The sequence below is a fragment of the Propioniciclava sp. LT294 genome (assembly GCF_059516005.1).
Genome location: NZ_JCAKNG010000004.1, coordinates 13,580 through 32,572, shown reverse-complemented (window position 1 = coordinate 32,572; position 18,993 = coordinate 13,580). Strand labels below are relative to the sequence as shown.

The 18,993-nt window shown below is 69.7% G+C and carries 17 protein-coding genes; 10 read left to right on the top strand and 7 right to left on the bottom strand.

Annotated elements, in window-relative coordinates; translation table 11 throughout:
- The first annotated feature begins 146 nt into the window (after nucleotides 1-146).
- Complete coding sequence (locus tag AC5YDA_RS06565) at nucleotides 147-1,487, top strand: GTP pyrophosphokinase (RefSeq protein WP_496189776.1); 1,341 nt, start codon at nucleotides 147-149, stop codon at nucleotides 1,485-1,487.
- On the top strand, nucleotides 1,478-2,014 hold the full coding sequence (locus AC5YDA_RS06560) for a TspO/MBR family protein (protein ID WP_496189775.1): 537 nt from the start codon (nucleotides 1,478-1,480) through the stop codon (nucleotides 2,012-2,014). Before AC5YDA_RS06565 ends, AC5YDA_RS06560 begins: the two co-directional genes overlap by 10 nt.
- Here AC5YDA_RS06560 and AC5YDA_RS06555 read toward each other — a convergent pair.
- Complete coding sequence (locus tag AC5YDA_RS06555) at nucleotides 1,974-4,142, bottom strand: MMPL family transporter (RefSeq protein ID WP_496189774.1); 2,169 nt, start codon at nucleotides 4,140-4,142, stop codon at nucleotides 1,974-1,976. The two genes, AC5YDA_RS06560 and AC5YDA_RS06555, sit on opposite strands and share 41 nt — an antisense overlap.
- 53 nt (nucleotides 4,143-4,195) lie before the next feature.
- Entirely contained in the window at nucleotides 4,196-4,666 is a 471-nt protein-coding gene (locus tag AC5YDA_RS06550; protein ID WP_496189773.1) for a MarR family winged helix-turn-helix transcriptional regulator, read from the bottom strand.
- Nucleotides 4,667-4,774: 108 nt separating this feature from the next.
- Here AC5YDA_RS06550 and AC5YDA_RS06545 point away from each other — a divergent pair, with 108 nt between their 5' ends.
- Complete coding sequence (locus tag AC5YDA_RS06545) at nucleotides 4,775-4,942, top strand: DUF1295 domain-containing protein (RefSeq protein ID WP_496189772.1); 168 nt, start codon at nucleotides 4,775-4,777, stop codon at nucleotides 4,940-4,942.
- A 30-nt stretch (nucleotides 4,943-4,972) separates the two neighbouring features.
- Here AC5YDA_RS06545 and AC5YDA_RS06540 read toward each other — a convergent pair whose 3' ends face one another.
- Entirely contained in the window at nucleotides 4,973-5,809 is an 837-nt protein-coding gene (locus tag AC5YDA_RS06540; protein ID WP_496189771.1) for a class I SAM-dependent methyltransferase, read from the bottom strand.
- Between the two features lie 224 nt (nucleotides 5,810-6,033).
- Between AC5YDA_RS06540 and AC5YDA_RS06535 the strand changes: the two genes are divergently transcribed.
- The 4 genes from AC5YDA_RS06535 to AC5YDA_RS06520 all read left to right on the top strand — a co-directional run bounded on the left by AC5YDA_RS06535 (nucleotide 6,034) and on the right by AC5YDA_RS06520 (nucleotide 10,095).
- Nucleotides 6,034-6,627 carry a hypothetical protein gene (locus tag AC5YDA_RS06535; RefSeq protein WP_496189770.1) on the top strand — a complete coding sequence of 198 codons (594 nt, stop codon included), beginning with the start codon at nucleotides 6,034-6,036 and terminating at the stop codon, nucleotides 6,625-6,627.
- A gap of 323 nt (nucleotides 6,628-6,950) precedes the next feature.
- On the top strand, nucleotides 6,951-7,517 hold the full coding sequence (locus AC5YDA_RS06530) for a hypothetical protein (RefSeq protein WP_496189769.1): 567 nt from the start codon (nucleotides 6,951-6,953) through the stop codon (nucleotides 7,515-7,517).
- 75 nt (nucleotides 7,518-7,592) lie between these two features.
- Complete coding sequence (locus AC5YDA_RS06525; RefSeq protein WP_496189768.1) at nucleotides 7,593-8,834, top strand: MFS transporter; 1,242 nt, start codon at nucleotides 7,593-7,595, stop codon at nucleotides 8,832-8,834.
- A gap of 7 nt (nucleotides 8,835-8,841) precedes the next feature.
- Complete coding sequence (locus AC5YDA_RS06520) at nucleotides 8,842-10,095, top strand: glycosyltransferase 87 family protein (RefSeq protein ID WP_496189767.1); 1,254 nt, start codon at nucleotides 8,842-8,844, stop codon at nucleotides 10,093-10,095.
- A 15-nt stretch (nucleotides 10,096-10,110) separates the two neighbouring features.
- Here the strand turns inward: AC5YDA_RS06520 and AC5YDA_RS06515 are convergent, their stop codons facing one another.
- Nucleotides 10,111-10,572, bottom strand: a complete 462-nt coding sequence (locus AC5YDA_RS06515; protein WP_496189766.1) for a hypothetical protein — start codon at nucleotides 10,570-10,572, stop codon at nucleotides 10,111-10,113.
- 79 nt (nucleotides 10,573-10,651) lie between these two features.
- The gene (locus AC5YDA_RS06510) at nucleotides 10,652-13,276 is read right to left on the bottom strand and encodes a S8 family peptidase (RefSeq protein WP_496189765.1); all 2,625 of its coding nucleotides are present in this window, start codon (nucleotides 13,274-13,276) and stop codon (nucleotides 10,652-10,654) included.
- Between the two features lie 217 nt (nucleotides 13,277-13,493).
- Here AC5YDA_RS06510 and AC5YDA_RS06505 point away from each other — a divergent pair, with 217 nt between their 5' ends.
- Nucleotides 13,494-13,937, top strand: coding sequence for a LysR family transcriptional regulator (locus AC5YDA_RS06505; protein ID WP_496189764.1), 444 nt, complete (start codon nucleotides 13,494-13,496; stop codon nucleotides 13,935-13,937).
- Between the two features lie 85 nt (nucleotides 13,938-14,022).
- Here AC5YDA_RS06505 and AC5YDA_RS06500 read toward each other — a convergent pair whose 3' ends face one another.
- Nucleotides 14,023-15,795, bottom strand: coding sequence for a bifunctional metallophosphatase/5'-nucleotidase (locus AC5YDA_RS06500; RefSeq protein WP_496189763.1), 1,773 nt, complete (start codon nucleotides 15,793-15,795; stop codon nucleotides 14,023-14,025).
- A gap of 125 nt (nucleotides 15,796-15,920) precedes the next feature.
- Complete coding sequence (locus tag AC5YDA_RS06495; RefSeq protein ID WP_496189762.1) at nucleotides 15,921-16,688, bottom strand: FadR/GntR family transcriptional regulator; 768 nt, start codon at nucleotides 16,686-16,688, stop codon at nucleotides 15,921-15,923.
- Between the two features lie 121 nt (nucleotides 16,689-16,809).
- Here AC5YDA_RS06495 and AC5YDA_RS06490 point away from each other — a divergent pair, with 121 nt between their 5' ends.
- Nucleotides 16,810-17,814, top strand: coding sequence for a C-terminal binding protein (locus AC5YDA_RS06490; protein WP_496189761.1), 1,005 nt, complete (start codon nucleotides 16,810-16,812; stop codon nucleotides 17,812-17,814).
- A 54-nt stretch (nucleotides 17,815-17,868) separates the two neighbouring features.
- Nucleotides 17,869-18,909: a TRAP transporter substrate-binding protein gene (locus AC5YDA_RS06485; RefSeq protein WP_496189760.1), complete on the top strand. Its 1,041-nt coding sequence runs from the start codon at nucleotides 17,869-17,871 to the stop codon at nucleotides 18,907-18,909.
- Nucleotides 18,910-18,993 lie beyond the last annotated feature (84 nt).

Below are 18,993 nucleotides of genomic sequence, written 5' to 3'. Positions count from 1 at the left end.
GGAGATGTGCACACCGGCAGTCCTGGGCGAGAGGTGGCCAGGGCAGCCCCTCGGGCAGGGGAGACCGCCTCTCGGCTCCCCGGTATGGTCGTACCCACGTCGACTCTGTTCACGTCTCGCGGAACTCCCGATGAGGGGACTGTCACATGGACCTGATCCGTCAGTGCGTCGAGCGCTACACGAAAGAACTCGACCTCTTCGCCGAGGTGGCCCGTCTGGCCGCGACGCGCCTGGAGGGCAGCCTGGCGGAAGCCGGTGTGCGCGCCATCGTCACTCACCGCGCCAAGAGTCCCGTCAGGCTCGAGGAGAAGCTGAGGAAGCGTGTGCTCGACAAGGACTACCAGTGCGTCGACGACATGTACGAGGACGTGGTCGACCTGGCCGGTGTCCGCGTGGCGCTGTACTTTCCCGGGGACCGGGAGTTGGTCGGAAGCATCATCAAGCGGAACTTCGTGGAGGTGGAACCGGAACGGGAGTTCCCGAGTGCGAGGCAGCCATCAGCCCTGAAGAAGTTCTCCGGCTATGCCGCCACGCACTACCGGGTCCGCCTGCCCGGCGATGAGGAGGATCCGGCGGGGCGCCGGGCGGGCGCCACCATCGAGATCCAGGTGGCCTCCGTCCTCATGCACGGGTGGGCCGAGGTTGAGCACGACCTGGCCTACAAGCCGACCCAAGGCGGGTTGTCCGCGCGCGAACTGGCCTTGCTGGACCAACTCAACGGGCTCGTCATCGCCGGGGAGATAGCACTGGAGCAATTGCAGGCGGCCGGACAGGAGCGGGTGGGTGAGTTGCACCGCCCCTTCCGCTCCCACTACGACCTCGCCGCGCACCTCGTCCAACTCGCCGAGGATGAACACCACCTGACCTCGGTGCCCGAAGAGGGTCTGGGGCGGGTCGACCTGCTCTTCGAACTCCTCAGTCGCCTGGGACTCGGCACCCCGCACGGGGTGGCGCCCTACCTTCAGCAGTTGCACGGCGACATTGATCGCCGGCCCCTGGCCGAACAGGTCATCAACGCGATCCTGGCTCAAAGCGGGAGCCGCCACGGGGAGGTCGTCGAGACTCGGAGCGGACGGGACCTCCCCGACCCGCCGGCCGATCGGCACGACCACGAGGTCGCAGCCACTTTCTTGTCGGAGTGGATCACATTGGAGAGAACGCTCCGACGCGTCCTGCCGCCCCTGGACCAGGGCTCCCATCCGCTGCGGGGGGAGGTGCTCGCCGGCTCTGGCCTGCTCGACCCGGACGACGTCCGCGAACTCGAGCGGATGTGGCGGCTGCGGAACGCGGTGGTGCACGGGAGTGGAATCCCGAGCAGGTCGGTCCTGACCGATGCGGCGGGGAGCGTCCGCATGCTGGCCGAGCGTTTGGCCGGTGCGTTGGGGGTCGATGCCCGCGACGCCGCGCCGGTACCGCTGGGCGGCGACGACGCTGCGCCACCCGAAGACCGCCGTGACACGCTCGGAAGGAGATCGTCATGGCGATGAGGGAATGGCTCGAGCGGCCGCTGGCGTTGACGAGCACACTCACGGCCGCCACCGCCGTGTCGGGGTCGCTCGCCACCGATCCCCGTTCGACGTGGTACCAAGCGCTGGACAAGCCCCGTTGGAAACCCGCCGGCTGGGTGTTCCCCCTGGTGTGGATGGCTCTCTACTCCAGCATCGCGGTGGCCAGCGCCAAGGTGATCGAGGACCTCGAGGCCGAGGGGGCCTCGTCCTCCGCAGACCGGTACCGAAAGGCCCTCGTGGTGAACCTGGTGCTGAACCAGGGGTGGAGTTGGGTCTTCTTCAAGGCACACAGGCTCGGCCCGGCGACGGCGCTCGCCGGCCTCCTGGCCGCCAGTTCGTGGGATCTGGCCCGCCGCGCAGGGCAAACCGGGAGCAGCGGGGTGTTCGCCCTGGCGCCCTACGCGGTGTGGTGCAGTTTCGCGACGGTCCTCACCGGGGAGATCCGCCGCCGGAACCGCCCCGGGGTCAGGCCACCGGCTCCCGCTCCGGTCGCTCCTCGGGGGTGACCTCACGGTTCGTGTCCCCGGCCCCGGCGACCACCGCGTGACGCGGCTGGTTCCGGCGCGGCCACCAGAACGCGTCGCCGAGCAGGATGGCGATGGCGGGGACGAGGACGGTCCGCACCAGCAGGGTGTCGAGCAGGACGCCGACGCCGATCACCACGCCGATCTGGGCCAGCACCACCAGGGGCAGCACGCCGAGCACGGCGAACACCGCGGCCAGCAGGATGCCCGCGCTGGTGATGACGCCACCGGTCGCCGTCAGGGCCCTCAGCATGCCGCGCTTGCTGCCGTGCGAGCGGCCCTCCTCCCTGGCCCGCGTGACCAGGAAGATGTTGTAGTCGATGCCCAGTGCCACCAGGAACAGGAAGGTCAGCAGGGGCACGCTGGAATCGAGTCGCTCGAAGCCGAGCACCTGGACGAACAACACCCACGAGGCGCCGAGCGCTGCCACGTACGTCCCCAGCACGGTCGCGACGAGCACGAGCGGCGCCACGAGGGATCGCAGCAGGATGACCAGGATGCCGAGCACCAGGGCGAGGATGAGGGGGATGATCGTGCGCTGGTCCTGGGCCGCGCCGTCCCGGCTGTCGACGGACTGGGCCTCGGTGCCGCCCACGAAGGTGGGTTCGAGGCCGTCGAACGCCGCCCTGAGGTCGCGCACCACCTGCCGCGCCTCATTGCTGCCCGGCTCGGGCTCGAGCACGACGCGCACCTGGGTGAGCTCGTCCGCCGTCCCGGCCACGGTGGCCGACACGACGCCGGGCACGCCCTCGGCGATCTCGGCGACGCGCTCCCCGTCGTCCTCGGTGATGACGAGGGCGGGGTCGGACTGGCCCGCGGGGAAGGACTCGCCGAGGCGGTCCAGCGCGACGATGGCCTCCGGCTTCCGCAGGAACTGGTCGGACGGGCCCAGCCCGGTCTCGATGCGGAACAGGCCGGAACCCAGGACCGCGAGCAGCGCGAGGCTGGCCACGACGAAGGCGATGGGACGGCGCGCCACCTGGGTGCCGACCCGCGCCCACACCGACCGGCCGCTGTCGACGAGCGCGGCGTCCCCCACGCGGGGGATCAGGGGCCAGAACACCCAGCGGCCGAAGAGGACCAGCACCGACGGCAGCACGACGAGGGCGTACCCGGCGGCGATGACGATGCCGACCGCGCTGGCCAGGCCCAGGCCGCGGGTGGCCGGGAACACGGACAGCAGGAGGGTCAGGACGCCCAGCACGACGGTGGAGGCGCTCGTGAGCACGGCCTCCCCGGAGTGGCGCAGTGACGTGCGCATCGCCTGGAAGCGATCCGCGGTGCCCCGCAGTTCGTCGCGGTAGCGCGAGATGAGGAGCAGGGCGTAGTTGGTGCCCGCACCGAACACCAGCACGGACAGGACGCCGACGGTGGATTCGTCCCACGGCACCCCGGTGAGGCGAAGGGTGTGCGTGGCCAGGATGGCAGCGAGCCGGTCGGCCAGGCCGACGACGAGCAGCGGGATGATCCACAGGACCGGGCTGCGGTAGGTCAGCAGCAGGAGGAGGGCGACCACCGCGGCGGTGGCGGCCAGCAGCCGGACGTTGGCCCCGGTGAAGACGGCACCCAGGTCTGCGCGGATGCCGGCGGGGCCGGTCACCTGCACGTCCACGCCCTCGCCGGCCTCCGCGCGGAGCTCGGCGCGCAGGGTCTCGACGGCGTCGCGGTTCTCGGTCGCGGAGTCGGCCTCGACGCTGATGGTGCCGAAGGCGGCCGTCCCATCCTCGCTCACGATCGGCAGGGGTGGGACGCCGGGGGGCGGGCCTGCGGCGTCCGTACCGCCCACGCCGGGGGGCGGGCCTGCGGGGATGGCGTCCGCGGGGAGGCGGCTGAGCAGCGACTCGCGGGCTGCTGCGACCTGCTCGTCGGTCAGCTCCGTCCCGTCGGCCGACGTCCACAGGATCAGGGCCGTGGCGTCGCCCTCCTGGGGGAAGCGCCCCGACAGGTCGACCACGCGCGTGCTCTCGAAGCCCTGGGCGAGGGAGTCGGTCGGGGAAGCGTCACGCTCGGCCTCCGGGATGAAGCCGATGAACAGGCCTGCGACGAGGACGAAGAAGAGCGCGACGAACCACGATCGCCGACGGTCGATGAAGAGGGAAGGGGTGGGCATGGGGTTCTCCTGGGCGAATCGGTGGGCGGTGCGGTGCGGTGCGGGGTGGGGGATCACTCGGCGGACTCGAGGGCGGCGAGCGCCTCGAGCCGGTCGTTCAGGCACCAGCTCATGAAGCGGAGGAACGCGCCCACGGCGCGGAGTTCCTCCGGGGTGAGTGTCTTGAGGTAGTCGTCGCTGTCGTCCATGAGCGGGCGCATCAGCGTCATGATCCGGGTCCACCCCAGAGGCGTGGCCTCAAGGGTCACCTGGCGGCGGTCGACATCACCCCGGCGCCGCACCACGTAGCCGGCGCGCTCGAGCCGGTCGACCAGGGCGGAGGTCGTGGCCGCCGACGTACCCAGCGCCGTCCCCAGCGCTGAGAGCGTGACGGCCTTGTCACGAGGCATTTGCAGGAGGGTGGACAGGGCGCGGTAGTCCGTTGCGTTGACTCCGAGCAGACGCGCCAGCTCCCGCTCGAGCTCGTTCGACTTGAAGATGATCGCCTGCATCGCGAACGCCTCTGGTTGATAAGGGGGAGCCATGGTGCGCCTTTCGCCGTGGACCACTCGAGAGTAAGCTCAAGCCAATGGAAAATCAAACCGTTTTGACTAAAGACCTGCGTTTGCCCCGTCCACGTCATGAGAGGACCGATGGAGCCCACCGACCGCACAGCGCTCGTCACCCTGCTCCTGACCCGCGTCAGCGGCGTCCCCTTGGTGGAGAAGAAGGCCGAAGCCAGGTGGGAGGGTCGGGCCGACTACGAGGCGTACAAGAAGGCCACACCCGTCCTCGTCCCCAAGCTGGGGCGCAGGGGGTGATCCCGGCGCGAGCCGCCGGCGCCGACCACCTCAAACCCGCGGCGTCCGGGGGCGTTCGCAGCTGAACATCACCGTCCGGATGCGTCGCTCGGCGAGGTTCGCCACCTGGTTGGCGGCCATGGTGCCGAACGAGTCCCCGAGGAAGGCCGCGAAGGTGATGGGCGGCGGTCCTTCGCTCTCGATCCGGGCCCGCACCTGCTGGAACCACGTGAGGCCCTCGTCGGAGGAATCGACCGCACGGATGGCGTCGAACCCTGCCGCGGAGAGCATGTCGCCTGTCTCGTCCGGTGTGGCGAGGAAGCTGGTGGAGGGGTCCTCGGCCCAGGGCACCGGGTAACGGACCGGACCGCCTTCGCCCTGGAGCACGTCATAGACGACGAACCTGCCCCCCGGCTTCAACACCCGGAACGCCTCGGCGTAGAGGGCCGGCTTGTCGGGGATGTTCATGGCCACGTGCACGGTGAACGCGGCGTCCATGGTGGCGTCGGGCAGTCCGGTGGCCGTGGCGTCCCCCACCTGGAAGTGGGTGCGATCGGACAGGCCCGTCCACTGCGACAGGAGGGAGGCCACCTCGCAGAACTCCGGGGTGATGTCCACGCCGGTGACCTGGCACCCGGACACCTCGGCGAGCGTCCTGGCCGGGCCCCCGAGGCCGCTGCCGAGGTCGAGCACGTGGGAGTCGGTGGAGAGGTCGAGTGCCTCGGCGATTTCCAAGGACGCTGCGCGACCCCGGATGTGGAACTCATCCAAGGGCGCCAGGTCGGTCGTGCGCAGCGTGGCCCGGTCCAGGCCGGCGGCGTCCAGCGCTGCGGTGATGCCTGCCACGAGCTGCCCCGGGCCGGTGTAGAACCGCGCAACCGCATTCATGGCGCAATCGTCGCACCGGGTGGTTGCGCTGTCGATGGGAGAGTTGCTCAACCTCAGACCGGGTCGCGTGGGGGGCCACTCCGGGGTCGGCTGCCTCACCAACGACGGTCAGTGCAATGGCGTGCCTGTGGAGAACTCGCCCGCGGACTCGTCGCCCTGTGGACAGTCGGTGGGGCCCCACCGGGGGATGGCAAGCTGGGGGTGACCCCAACGAGGAGCACCCCATGCCCATCTTCGTTCGTTCCGTCATCCCGCTCGCCGGGTTCCTGATCCTCGCCGGTTGTTCCCCGGCTCAGCCGCCGACTGCGGCGTCCACCCCAACCCCGACCGTCCCTGTCTGTGTTCCGCTCGACGGTGCGACGCCGTTCCCTTGTACGCAGGCCGACTTCGAGTCGTTGGCTGAGCAGAGGGCGTTGTACGAAGAGGCGGAGGAGGTCTTGCGTCGCTACCAAGCAGAAGTTGAGAGGCAGGAAGTCGACTGGCATCTACGCGAGATGACGTCGGAGTTCGAAGCGACGACAACCGGAGACTTTACGGAATTCAATCGCCAGTTGATCGAGCTAGATCGGCGCGACAAGGCCAAGCGAGTCACCGGGCCGGCGCCGATAGTTTGGGTGAAACCTCGCCCGCAAGATTCAAAGAATGGGTCGATCGCGACGCTCCGTGCATGCATGGATGGCACTCAGGCGGACTACGTGACAGAGACTGTTACTGCCCCGACACCAGGAGCGGCATTCGAGTACAGCTTCTACTTTTCGCGCGAGGGGCACGCGCTCAAGATTGTCACTTCGAGTTTCAAGAAGGTTGTGACGTGCTGAGCCGCAGTGTTGGAGTGCTGGTGGTCATGGGAACTCTGACCATCTACGGAGCTCCTGCGCTCTTTGCAGAAGAAGTTTCCGGGCACGCTGGCCTGCGGGACGCTACCGTTCGCTGGCAGGCAAAGAAGCAGACTTCCTCGGGAAGCCGTTCGGGTCAGGATGGTGCCTCACAGTCTGACATCCCGGCCGGGTCAACCCAGACTCTCAAGAGGGGCCCTGGCGGAGGCGCCCCCGCCCCGCTTCCTGAGTACGACCCCCTCCAGAACAACGCGCCGGCCGCGCTGTACTCCCGAGCCTTCATCCCCGAGTGCTGGAACGCCGGCGTGGAACTGGCGGAGTGCCTCCCGTCGATTCCCGGCGACCCGACCGCTCCGGGTGCCGGCGGCGCCGCGGCCCCGGCACCGCCCACGCGAGCCCAGGTGGAGGCCGTGGTGCGCTCGCTGGTGGCACGGCTGCGACTGCCCGATGCCGTGCCACAGGTCGGCCCGGACCCGTCGGTGAACGAGTGGAACATGGCCGTGGTGGGACATCCCCTGTGGTTGTGGGTGGAGGGCCCCACGCAGGTGAACACCAACGTGTCCGGCTATGGCGTCACCATCCGGATGGACGCCCGTCGCGTGGGGCTGTCCTTCGCCATGGGGGATGGCGCGGTCGTCCGGTGCTCGGCCACGACCCCGTACCCCGTCGGGGTCGAGCCGGGTACCCCCTCACCCACCTGCGGCCACACCTACTCCAAGGCCTCCCTCCCGCAGGGCAGCTACCGGGTCACGGCGACCGCACACTGGGCGATCAACTGGTCTGCGATCGGCTACTCCGGCACGATCCCGCTCGACATCGACGACTCCCGGGACCTCCCTGTGGGGGAGCTCCAGGCGGTCGTCGTCCGCTGAACCCGAGGCAGACCAGCCCTCCTCGAAACCCCAGCCCCACCCACACCCCTAGACTGCGACCAGAGGAGCGCAGCGTTGACAACAGATGGCCACCACTGGATCGGTCACCACCGTGACTCGCACGAGTACCGACGGATCCTGATCGGGCTCGGCGCGGCCGGTGTGGCGACGTTCGCACAACTCCACTCGCCACAAGCCCTCTTGACGGTGCTGAGCGCCGACCTCGAGGCGGCGCCCAGCGACGTCGCGCTCACGGTGTCGCTCGCCATGCTCGGCGTCGCGCTCGCGGTCGTCCCGTGGTCGTGGGCCGCCGACCGGTTCGGCCGCCTGGCCGCCATGCGGGTGGCCATCGCCGCGTCAGCCGTCCTCGGCGTCCTGACCGCGTTCAGCCCCGGGCTCGAGTTCCTGTTGGCCACCCGCTTCCTGGAGGGGCTCGCGCTCGGCGGACTCCCCGCCCTCGCGGTCACCTATCTGCACGACGAGATCGACGCGCGGTTCACGGCGTCCGCGGCCGCGGTCTACATCGCGGGCACCTCCATCGGTGGCATGAGCGGACGCCTCGTGGCCGGCTTCGTCGCCGGGTTCTGGGGTTGGCGTCCGGGTCTGGCCGTCGTCGCCCTCCTCTGTGTCGGGGCCGCCGCCGCGTTCTTCGCGCTCATGCCCCCGGCGCGGGGCCACACCGCACGCCCGGCGTCGCTGACCGACGTCACCCGGGGGGTCATCTCCTGTCTTCGGGATCCCGGGCTCCTCGCGCTCTACCTGACCGCCTTCATGCTCTTCGGTGGATTCGTGGCGGTCTACAACTACCTCGCGTTCCGGCTCGAGGGGCCGGGGTACCACCTCCCGACCACGGTCGTCTCCTGGCTGTTCGTCTCCTACCTCGCCGGCACCATGAGCGCCGCCTGGGTCGGACGCCTCGTGCCGCGGTTCGGCCGCTACCGCTCGCTGGTCGGCTCCACCCTGGTGATGGCCGCGGGCCTGGCGATCATGCTCGCCGACCCCGTGCCCGTCATCATCACGGGCCTCCTGATCTTCACCGCCGGCTTCTTCGGTGCCCACGCGGTCGCCTCCGCCTGGGCCGGGCACCGGGCGCCCGCGCAGGCCCGAGCGCAGGCGACCGCGCTCTACAACGTCTTCTACTACTCGGGTTCCGCGGTGCTGGGTTGGGCGGTCGGCTTCTCGTGGATGGCTTTCGGCTGGATCGGCGTGGTCGTCCCGGTCGCGATCGGCTGTAGCGTCGCCCTCCTCGCGGCGGCTGCCACGGCGGCCTCGCGGCGGGCGTCCGACCTTCGTCGCGACCCTCCGGGTCCGACATAGTGGGGGCATGCGCCGCCACCTGACCGCCACCCGCGGAGACATCCCCACGATCCGGCGCCGCATCGAACTGGTCGCGTTCCTGTTCGCGGTCGTGTCCTTCGCCTACTGGTTCGGGATGGTGCTCAACGAGCCCCACGAGGCGTTCCGCATCGACGTGTTCGTCTACCGCGGCGGCGTGGAAGCCATGCTCCAAGGGCGTCCGCTGTACGAACCCGTCCACGGCCCCCTCTACTTCGTCTACCCGCCGTTCGCCGCGCTGCTCTTCACGCCCATGGTCCTGATGAGCGACACCGTCCTGTCGATCGCGATGATCACGGTCAACCTCATGCTCGTCATCTGGACCGTCGCGATGATCGCGCGCGAGGCCGGCGGGGCGGGTTCGATCATCACCCGTGGCACCGCGGCCTGCCTGGGACTCGGCTACACCTTCCTGCTCCTCCCGCTGGCGGACACCCTGTTCCTCGGCCAGATCAACATCGTCCTGATGGCGCTGGTCGTCGCCGACCTCGTCGCCGTCAAGGGCGGCAAGAAGTGGGCCGGTCTCCTCATCGGCCTCGCCGCGGGCATCAAGCTGACGCCACTGCTGTTCGTCCTTCTCCTCCTGTGGACCCGCCAGTGGCGCGCCGCCCTCACGGCCCTCATCACCTTCGCGGTCACGGTCGCGCTCGGGCTCGTCCTCCTCTGGCGGGACGCCGTCGCCTTCTGGACCCACGCCATGCTCGACACCGCCCGCATCGCGCCCTCGGAGTGGATCGTCAACCAGTCCCTCGACGGGGTGCTGGCACGCTTCTGGCCGGACGCCCCGGGCTGGGTCTGGGTGGTGGGTGCCTCCCTCGTGTGCGGGCTGGCGATCCTGCTGGCCGGACGCCTCATGCGGCGAGGGGCGCCCGTCCTCGCCGCCGGGGTCGTCGGGGTGGCGTCCGCCTTCGCCGCGCCCTTCTCCTGGGAGCACCACTGGATCTGGTTGGTGATCCTCGGTTGGTGGCCGCTGTGTGCCGCGATCGTGGGCTTCGTCCACCGCGATCGTCGCTGGCCGTGGTGGGCCGGATGGGCGACGTTCATGATGCTGCTCACCCTGCGGTACGACAACGGTGAGGGCCGTGGGATCGGCGTGTTCGCGTTCGGCGGCCCCACCGACGAGCGGTCCCTGTGGACCGTCGCCTATCCCCTCGGCGCGACCCTGCTGCTCGCCGGACTGGCGGCGTCCGAACTGGCCGGTCACCCGCCCCGGACGCCGAAGGTGCCTCCTTCGACCGGATGAGGCCGGGCCGGCGCGTCAGCCGGAGGGCGGGTCGGCGGCGTCGATGGTGACATGCTCGACGTGGGGCTGCCGCCGCAACGCGGGCAACCGAGACTCGGGCACCTCCAGAATGATCAGGGGCGAGTACTGCGTCCGGCGGACGTTGGTCGCGTCCGGGAAGGCCGCCAGGACGTCGTCGGCGAACGCGGCGTCGTCGAGCTCGACGATCACCCGCACCAGGTCGCGCGGGGCAGGAGTCGGGGACGTCGAGGGGCTCCGTGTGGGCCGAGGAGTGGACTTCGCCGTGCTGGGTGCAGGTGGGCTGAGGGCGGCCGACGCGGGTGCCGACGCCGCGACCGAGGCGGACGGCGCGGCTGGACTCGGCGCGGTCGGGCTCGGCGCGCTGGCGCCGGATGTCTGGGGCGCCCCGCTGCCGGGGCCGCCGCAGGCGGCGAGCAGCAGCGCGATCGTCAGTGCGAGGAGGCCGCGGCGTGTCATGGAGTCACCTTGCCTGGGGAGAGCCGAGGGGAGGGCCCGGACCCACCGGAGGAGCACCGATGGATCCGGGCCCGATGTGTCAGTGCGCCGCGTTGATGGCCTCGTAGAGGCTCTTGTAGCGGAGCAGTTCGGATCGATCCGGGCTGGGGCTCAACCGGAGCGCCTCGCCGGACTGGAGGACCGCACCGACCGTGGTGTCGACGGTGCCGTCGTTGTCGCTGTCGACGCCGTCGGAGAGCCTGATCGAACCATCGGCGACGTTCAGCCACAGCGCGAGCAGCATGGCGTCGAACTGGTCGGTCGGGTTGGCGGTGTTCTTCGGGTAGAGCACGGTGGCGGCGTCGTTGATCGTGTCCAACGTACGGACCTCGCTGAACTCGCTGCTCAGCACGCGGACCACCGACAGCAGACACTCCTTCTCTGCTGCGGTGTGGAGCTTGCTGCGCTTGTCGCGGAAGTCGGTCTGCCAGACGCCCAGCGTGCCGGCGTCCGTCGACGTGCCCAGCACGACGACCTGGGCGGTGTCGCTGCCGCTACCGCCGTCATCGTCGGTGAGGGTCAGGCCCAGGGTCGCGGCGCACGCGATCGAATAGGTGTGCGGCGCGGTGTCGGGGACGTCGGTCCTGGGCTGGTTCGTCGGACTGTCGGCCGGATCGGTCGCGGGAGCGTTGACGAGGCTGGTGTGGCTCGCCGTGCCCCCGTCGCCGAACGCCCAGTCGAAGGTCAGGTCGTCACTTCCGGGGTCGCTGGACGCCGCGGTGAAGTCCATCGCGGTGCCGGCCGTCCCGAAGATGATCTGCTGGCCGTTCCAGGTCGTCGCGCCCGGACCGGTGATGGCGGCCGTGGGTGCCACGTTCGCGACCGCGGCAGAGGCCCCGGTGGCGAAGCCGCTGGCACCGTCGCTGTCCGTGACGGTGAGCGTGACCGGCCCGTAGCTGCCGTTGTCGCCGTAGCGGTAGGTGGCCATGACCGACGTCCCGGTCACCGTCAGGGAAACCTCCGTGCCCTGGGTGGTGCCCCAGTCCACGCCGGCCGTGTGGGTGTCGGTACCCGGATCGGTGAAGTGACCGGTCAGGGTCACGAGGCCGCCCTCGTCGGCGCCGCTGAGCGAGTCGATCGTGACGGTGGGCGCCACGTTGGTGACCGTCAGCGTGAACGACGTCGTGGCGGACACGCCCTTGTCGTCGGTGGCGGTGATCGTCACGGTCTCGGTGGCGGGACCGTCCGGCGGCGTGTAGGACCAGTTCCAGGTGCCGCTGCCGGTGGCGGCGAGCACGCCGAGGCTGGCGCTCACGGACGCGATCGTTCCGTCGGTGTCCGAGGCGGTGACGCCGTTGGTGGCAGGGGATCCCTCGGCCACCGTCACGGCGGCTTGCGTCACGGCGACGGTCGGCGGCTGGTCGGCTGCCTGGAGTGCTGCGAGCAGGTTCAGCCGCGGGCTGGTCCGGGTGGTCGTACCCGCCGAGTTGGTGGCGTACGTGACCGGGACGCCGGTGCTGGTGATGTCGCTGAGCAGGCTGCCGAGCGGGCGGGTGGGGCTGGCCGCCCGCAGGACGGCCAGCGCGCCGGCCACCATGGGGGTGGCCATCGAGGTGCCGCTCTTGCTGCCGTAGGTGTCGTCCGGGACGGATGACACGATGCCGACGCCCGGCGCGAGCACGTCCACCTGGGGGCCGCGGTTGCTGAAGCCCGCCAGGGCGTCCGCGTCGTCGGTGGCCCCCACGGTGAAGGCCGAGGAGATGCAGCCGGGCGCTCCCACCGCGTCGAGGTAGCCGTCGTTGCCGGCCGCGACCACGGTGGCGATGCCGGCGGTCAGGTTGGCGTCGATGGCGGCCTTGCGGCTGTCCGAGTCACACGCCGCGGTCTCCATGCCGCCCCCGAGGCTCATGTTGGACGCCACGAGGTTCCAGGTCGGGTGCGCGGCGGCCTGTCCCCGGACCCAGTCGAGGGCGAGGATCTGGTCCGACGACCAGGTGAGCACGCACGGTGCCGCGCCGGGGGCGCAGTCCGCCGCGGCATTGAACCGCGAGAAGACCTGCACCGCGACCACCTGGGCCGCGGGCGCCACGCCGTCGCCGACGGTGGCGTCGGCGGCCGGGTCGCTGCCGCGACTGCCGGCCACGATCCCCGCGACGTGGGTGCCGTGGGTGCAGAGGTTGGCCGTGCCGTTGAGGCACTGGGCGGTGGTGGCATCGGCCGAGGTGTCCTCGGAGGTCCCGTCCGGACACAGCGTGTCGCTGGAGGCGTTGTCGGTCGAGAAGCAGTGCTGGGCGACGATGCGGCTGCCGCCGGCGCCCAGGAACGGATGGTCGGTGTCGATGCCCGTGTCCAGGACGGCCACCGTGGCGCCGCTCCCCGTGAACCCGAGCGTGTGCACGTCGTCGCCGTTGATGACCGGAAGGGAGCTGACCAGGCTGGGCGCCTGGGCGAAATCCTCGGTGACCGCGCGGACGTTGGGGTTGCGCCGCAGGCCCTGCAGGGCTTGGCGCGGGACTTCCATGATCAGGTACGGCGAGTAGGTCGTGGTCTTGATGTCGGACGCCGCGGGCGTGCTCCGCGCCACGGATCGCGCGGCGTCGAGGTTGTGGAGTTCGACGATCACGCGGACGCGCTCGGACGGGGCTGCGTTGGCGGACGGTGGGGCGACCAGCGTGAGCCCGCCCACCAGGGCGAGCGCCACGAGGGCGCGCAGAAATCGGGACATGGGGTGACCTTTCGGGGGGTGGGTCGATGCCATGAAGGAGACCGCCGGGCCGTTCTCAGGCGGGCGGTGCAATGGGCCGTGGGCGGCCTGCGCCGCGGCTCTTGGGGGTGATGACAGACATAAGCCAGCGGACCTACGCTAAGTCGTCATCGTGCTCCGGTGGAATGGGTCTTTCCCCATCGGAAACGCCGTTGCCTCGTGCGGGTCAGGAGTGCGCGTGGATGTCGAGGTGTTGTCTCTCCGCGTGTTCTTGGCCGTGCACACCCACCGTCACTTCGGTCGTGCTGCCGAGGAGTTGAACCTGTCCATCTCGGCGGTTTCCAAACACCTGCGCCGCTTGGAGAGCGTGGTCGGTGCCGAACTCATCACGCGCGGGCCGGACGGGGTGGGTGCCCTCACGGCGGCGGGGGTTCGCATCGTCGACGACTGCCGCGCGATCGTCGCCGCCGCCGGTCGGCTGGGGGGCGGCGACCAGCGCGACCAGGCACTGTCACTCCCGGGCCAGGTGGAGCAGGTGGCGTCCGGCCGGCACGCACAGCACGCCCAGGCCGGCAGGGAGGCCAGGGCGAACGACATGCCGACGACGCCGGCCGGTGGGGGCCCGGCCAGCGCGACCCCGGAGCATGGGACGATCCACGACGCCGCGGCCGGGCCGAGGTAGGACAGACGGCCACGGCCCAGGGGGAACGCAATCGGCGGCCCCCACGAGGGGAGCCGCCGATGCGACCGGCATCAGGAGCAGGTGCTCATGGGTTGACGACCGTGTCACCGAGGGTGAGGTGCCAGTTCTCGACGTAGAAATCGACCGGGTCGATGACCTGGTGCTCGACGGCCCAGTCGATCAGCAACTGGCGGATCTCCTTGCCCTCGTCGTAGACCAGCGGTGCACTGGCGATGTGTGGGAAGGAACCGCCACCGGAGCGGCGGTAGTTGTTGACCGCGACCACGTAGGTCTGGGCGGTGTCGAACGCGGAGCCGTCCGCGTTGGCGGTGATGGTGACGCGCTGGCCGACCGGCTTGGTCAGGTCGATCGAGTAGGTCAGGCCCGCGGCGATGTCGTAGTTGTAATCCGGCTGCGACCGTCCGTCGACCGGGGCGTTGGTGTCCCTCGCCGGGTCGAAGGTCCCGTCCGTGACCTGCTTGAAGTAGGCGGCGGAGTACTCGAGGTAGTCGTCCAACTGGGCGCCGGTCAGGGTCGACGCGTGCAGCGTGTTGTCGTAGATGTAGAGGCCCGCCATGTCGCGGATCGTGATGTCGCCCTGCGGGAAGACCGCGGTCCGGCTGAACGGGGCGGCGATCGAGACGATCGGCAGGGAGGCGTACTGGGTGCCGGCCAGTGCCTTGCTCACGGTGTCGGTCTGCACCATCTGGATGTAGTCGATGATCGCGGTGTCCTTGTAACGCGACTCGGACGCCGGCAGCTCCTGGACCGAGGTGGCGATGACCCGGTTGACGTACTCCACGGCCTTGGCGTGGTACTGCGCGATGGCCTGCGCGAGCGCGGGGAGCGGCGTCTCGCCGGCGACGGGGTGGTTGGTGCCCGCGGTGGCGACGACGTCCCACCGGCCCTTGACCTTCTTGAGGTCGAAGGTGAGCTCGTTCACCGACGACGCCCAGTAGCGCGGCTGGACGAGCGCGACCTGCTCGCCGGACACGTCGTTGGTGACCTGCTCGTGCGCGACCATCCGGTGGCTGTGACCCATGACGATGGCGTCGATGCCGGGGACCTGCTTGGCGATGAGGTCGGAGGCGTTCTCAGCACCCGCTGCGACGGACTGGGTGCCGGCCTTGCCCGAGTGGGAGAGGACGACGACGATGTCGGCGCCGGCGGCCTTGACCTGCGGCACCCACTTCTGGGCGGCCTCGACCATGTCCTCGATGTGCACCTTGCCCTCGAGGTAGCCCTTGTCCCAGACCATGGAGCCCGGGGTGGTGAGGCCGAGGATGCCGATCTTGACCGACTTGTTGGCCTCGGGCTTGCGCTCGACGACCGTGAACGGGGTGTGCAGCGGCTTGCCGGTGGTGGCGTCCACGACGTTGGCGCCGAGCAGCGGGGCGTCGAGGTCGTCGGAGTAGGCGCCCAGCATCGGCAGGTCGTAGTTGAACTCGTGGTTGCCGATGTTCACCGCGTCGTAGCCGACCGTGTTGAACGCCAGCGCCATGGGGTGGTCCAGGCCCGTCTCGGTGATGGGCTCCTGCTTGGCGTAGTAGTACGACAGCGGCGTGCCCTGGATGGTGTCACCGTTGTCGACGACCACCACGGAGTCCGCGCCCTCCTCGGCGCGGATGCGCTCGATGACCGTGCCGGCTTGGGCGACACCGACCTCATTGCCCTTGTAGGGAGCGTTCTTGAAGTAGTCCCAGTTGAGGACGTTCCCGTGCGTGTCCGTGGTGGAGAGCAGGGTGATCTGGGCGGTCTGTTCCGAACGCAGGTTCGGGGCCGCGTGGGCGGGTGCCGCCGCTGCGGTCAGGGCGAGCGCCGCGATCGCGGTCGTCGCCCATGCCTTCGAGATGCGCATGGTGATCCTTCGTGGTGGCCGAACAGGACGTTCCGACTATCGTGCAGCCGGGTGACCATCACGTGGGGTGGAAGTGAACAGTTGCTGTCACCAGGGGTGGGACGCAAGGGGCCCCCACGGCCGGATCAGCCGGACAGGAGGGCAGGTTCCTCGGGCCCGCTGTCCTGGCCCGGGTCCTGATCCGGGGCGAGCACCTCGGCGTGGACGATGTCGACCATGGTGCGGGTGGCCGCCTCGGCGGCACTGGGGGAGCGCAGGGTGATCGCCTCTCCCAGGGCTCGATGGGCCGCCATGGAGCGTGGATCGGGGAAGTCGCCGAGCAGCCCGAGTCGGTTCCGCTCGGTCAGGATGACGGCCAAGGTGTCGGAGAACGCCATGATGTGGTCGTTGCCGCTCGAGGTGACCAGCAGGCGATGGAACTCGAGGTCGGCGGCCAGGAACTCCTCGCTGATCCCTTGGCCCAGCAGCCCCATCCGGGTCATCGTCTCGGCCAACTCCGTCATGCGGGGGCCCACGTCGGCGGGTGCCGAGCACGCGCTGAGCCGTGCGGCGATCGGTTCGATGCCGGCACGCAACTGCATCAGCTGATCGAGTTCCTCGGTGCGGTGGACTCCGCTCAGGCGCCAGCGGATGACCCGGGGATCGCTGACCCGCCAGTTCGACCGGGACAGCACGACATTGCCGATGCGGCGCTTCATGGCGACCATCCCCAAGGTCTCCAGAACCCGGACGGCTTCACGGGCCACGGTCCGGGACGACTGCGTCCGTTGCATGACGTCATCGAGGATCACCGCCGTCCCCGCGGAGAGCTCTCCGTTGACGATGGCCTGGCCGATCTGCTCAACGACTGCCTGGTGCAACACGGGTGCCGGCATCTCATTCTCCTGGGGCATGCGTTCCCCCGTCATGCTATCCCGAAGAAAGATCGCATCTTTGGGTTGAAACGTCTTGTGAAAGGTAGCATCTTTGTGCCACGATGCTCGAAGTTCGCAACGGGGCGAGGGGAGGTGGACCTTGAAGATCGTCATCACGGAGTGCGATCACGACGCTTTCGAGCAGGAGCTCGAGGCAGCGGCAGCGGCCGGAGTTGAACTGGTGGTCTGCCAGTCCCGCTCCACCGAGGAGCTGATCGCGAACGCCCAGGGCGCTGATGGCCTGGTGGTCCAGTACGCCCGCATCGACGGCGCCGTCCTGGATGCCCTGCCGACGGTCCGCGCCGTGGGCCGGTACGGGGTCGGCGTCGACACCATTGACCTGGCCGCCGCGACCGAGCGGGGCGTCGTGGTCTGCAACGTCCCCGACTACGGCACCGAGGCCGTCTCCGACCACGCCATCGCGCTGGCCCTCGGCTCCGTGCGCGAGGTCGCCCGGCTGGATCGGGCGGTGCGTGCGGGCGATTTCGACTTCCCGTCCGTCCGGCCCCTGCACCTGGTGCGCGGCCGCACCTTCGGCGTCATCGGGCTGGGCCGCATCGGACGCGCCACGGCTGACAAGGCCCGCGGCCTGGGTTTCGAGGTCCTCTACCACGACCCCCTGGGGCCCGGGATGTCGGGCGGCCGCTACGCGTGCGTCGGCCTCCAGGAACTGCTGATGCGCAGCTCGGTGGTGTCGATCCACGTGCCCCTCACCGAGGTCACGCGACACCTCATCGGAGCCGATGAATTCGCCCTCATGCGTCCCGACGCGGTCCTGGTCAACACGGCTCGTGGCGGCGTCATCGACACCGAGGCACTGGTGGACGCGCTGCGCACCGGGACGATCCGCGCCGCGGCGCTGGACGTCACCGAGGTCGAGCCCCTGCCCCGCCAGCACGAGCTGTTGTCCTTCCCCCAGGTCACGGTCACCCCGCACATGGCCTGGTACAGCGAGGAGAGCTACGGCGAGCTGAAGCGCCGAACCGTCGAGAACGTCGCTCGCATCCTGACCGGTGCCGAGCCCAGGAACGTCGTCAACAGCGCAGTGCTGGACGTCCCCCACCAAGCCAGCCGTGTGTCATCCGGGCACGCGGGCGATGAGTAGGACCCGAACCGGGGCTCGCCGATGAGTCCCTGCAACGAAGCAAAAGGAGTGACCATGAAAGCCAAGCGCATCGGTGCGGCACTGATCGCCGGAATCACCGCTGTTGCCCTCTCCGCCTGCGGCGGCGCTGCGGCGCAGCCCGGGGGGTCGGCGCCCGCCCAGAAGACCACGACCCTCCGGCTGGCCTTCAACCAGACCGAGCAGCACCCGCAGTACAAGGCCGCGGAGAGCCTGGGCAAGAAGCTCAAGGACGCCACCGCCGGTCGGTACACCATCGAGGTCTACGCCAACGAGACCCTCGGCACCCAGAGCGACGTCGTCAACAACGTCTCCGACGGTTCCGTCGACATGATGTACATCGGCGGCCCGGTCATGGAGTCGTTCAACCAGGACTTCATCGTCTTCAACCTGCCGTACATGTTCGACAGCGTCGAGGCCCAGCAGGCGGTCTTCTCGGACGAGGCCGTCATGGGTGACCTCAAGAAGTCGATCGAGGGTCCCAAGAAGATCACGGTCCTGTCGGCGCTGTACTCCGGCGTCCGCAACGTGTACGGCACCAAGGCCGTCCGCTCGCCCGAGGACCTCGCGGGCATGAAGATCCGTGTCCAGCAGTCCGACTCGCAGGTCGCCATGATCAACGACATGGGCGGCGTCGCCTCCCCGATGGGCCAGGGCGAGGTCTACACCGCCCTGCAGAGCGGCGTGCTGGACGGCGCCGAGAACAACGAGACCGTGTTCAACGCCCTGAAGCACGACGAGGTCGCCAAGTTCTACTCCTACACCAAGCACCTGATGATCCCCGACTACCTGCTCATGAGCACCCAGACGCTCAACGCGATGCCCGAGGCGGATCGCAAGATCCTGCTCGACCTCATCCCGGAGACCGTGAAGGAGGCCAACGAGGGCTTCGTCAAGTTCGTCGATGAGTCGAAGAGCCGCTCCGAGGCCACCGGCGCCGAGTTCGTCACGGACGTCGACACGGCCGCCTTCAAGGCCCGCGTCCAGCCGCTGGTCCAGAAGTCCATCAACAACCCGGTCCGCCAGGCCCTCTTCGACGCCGTCCAGAAGGCGAACGCCGCCTACCCGGCCAAGTAAGGGCGATCGGGGCCATCGGCCCCATCGGTGCCGGTGCCGGCCACACGGCCGGCATCGGCCCCCTGCACGGGTCGAAAGGAACCC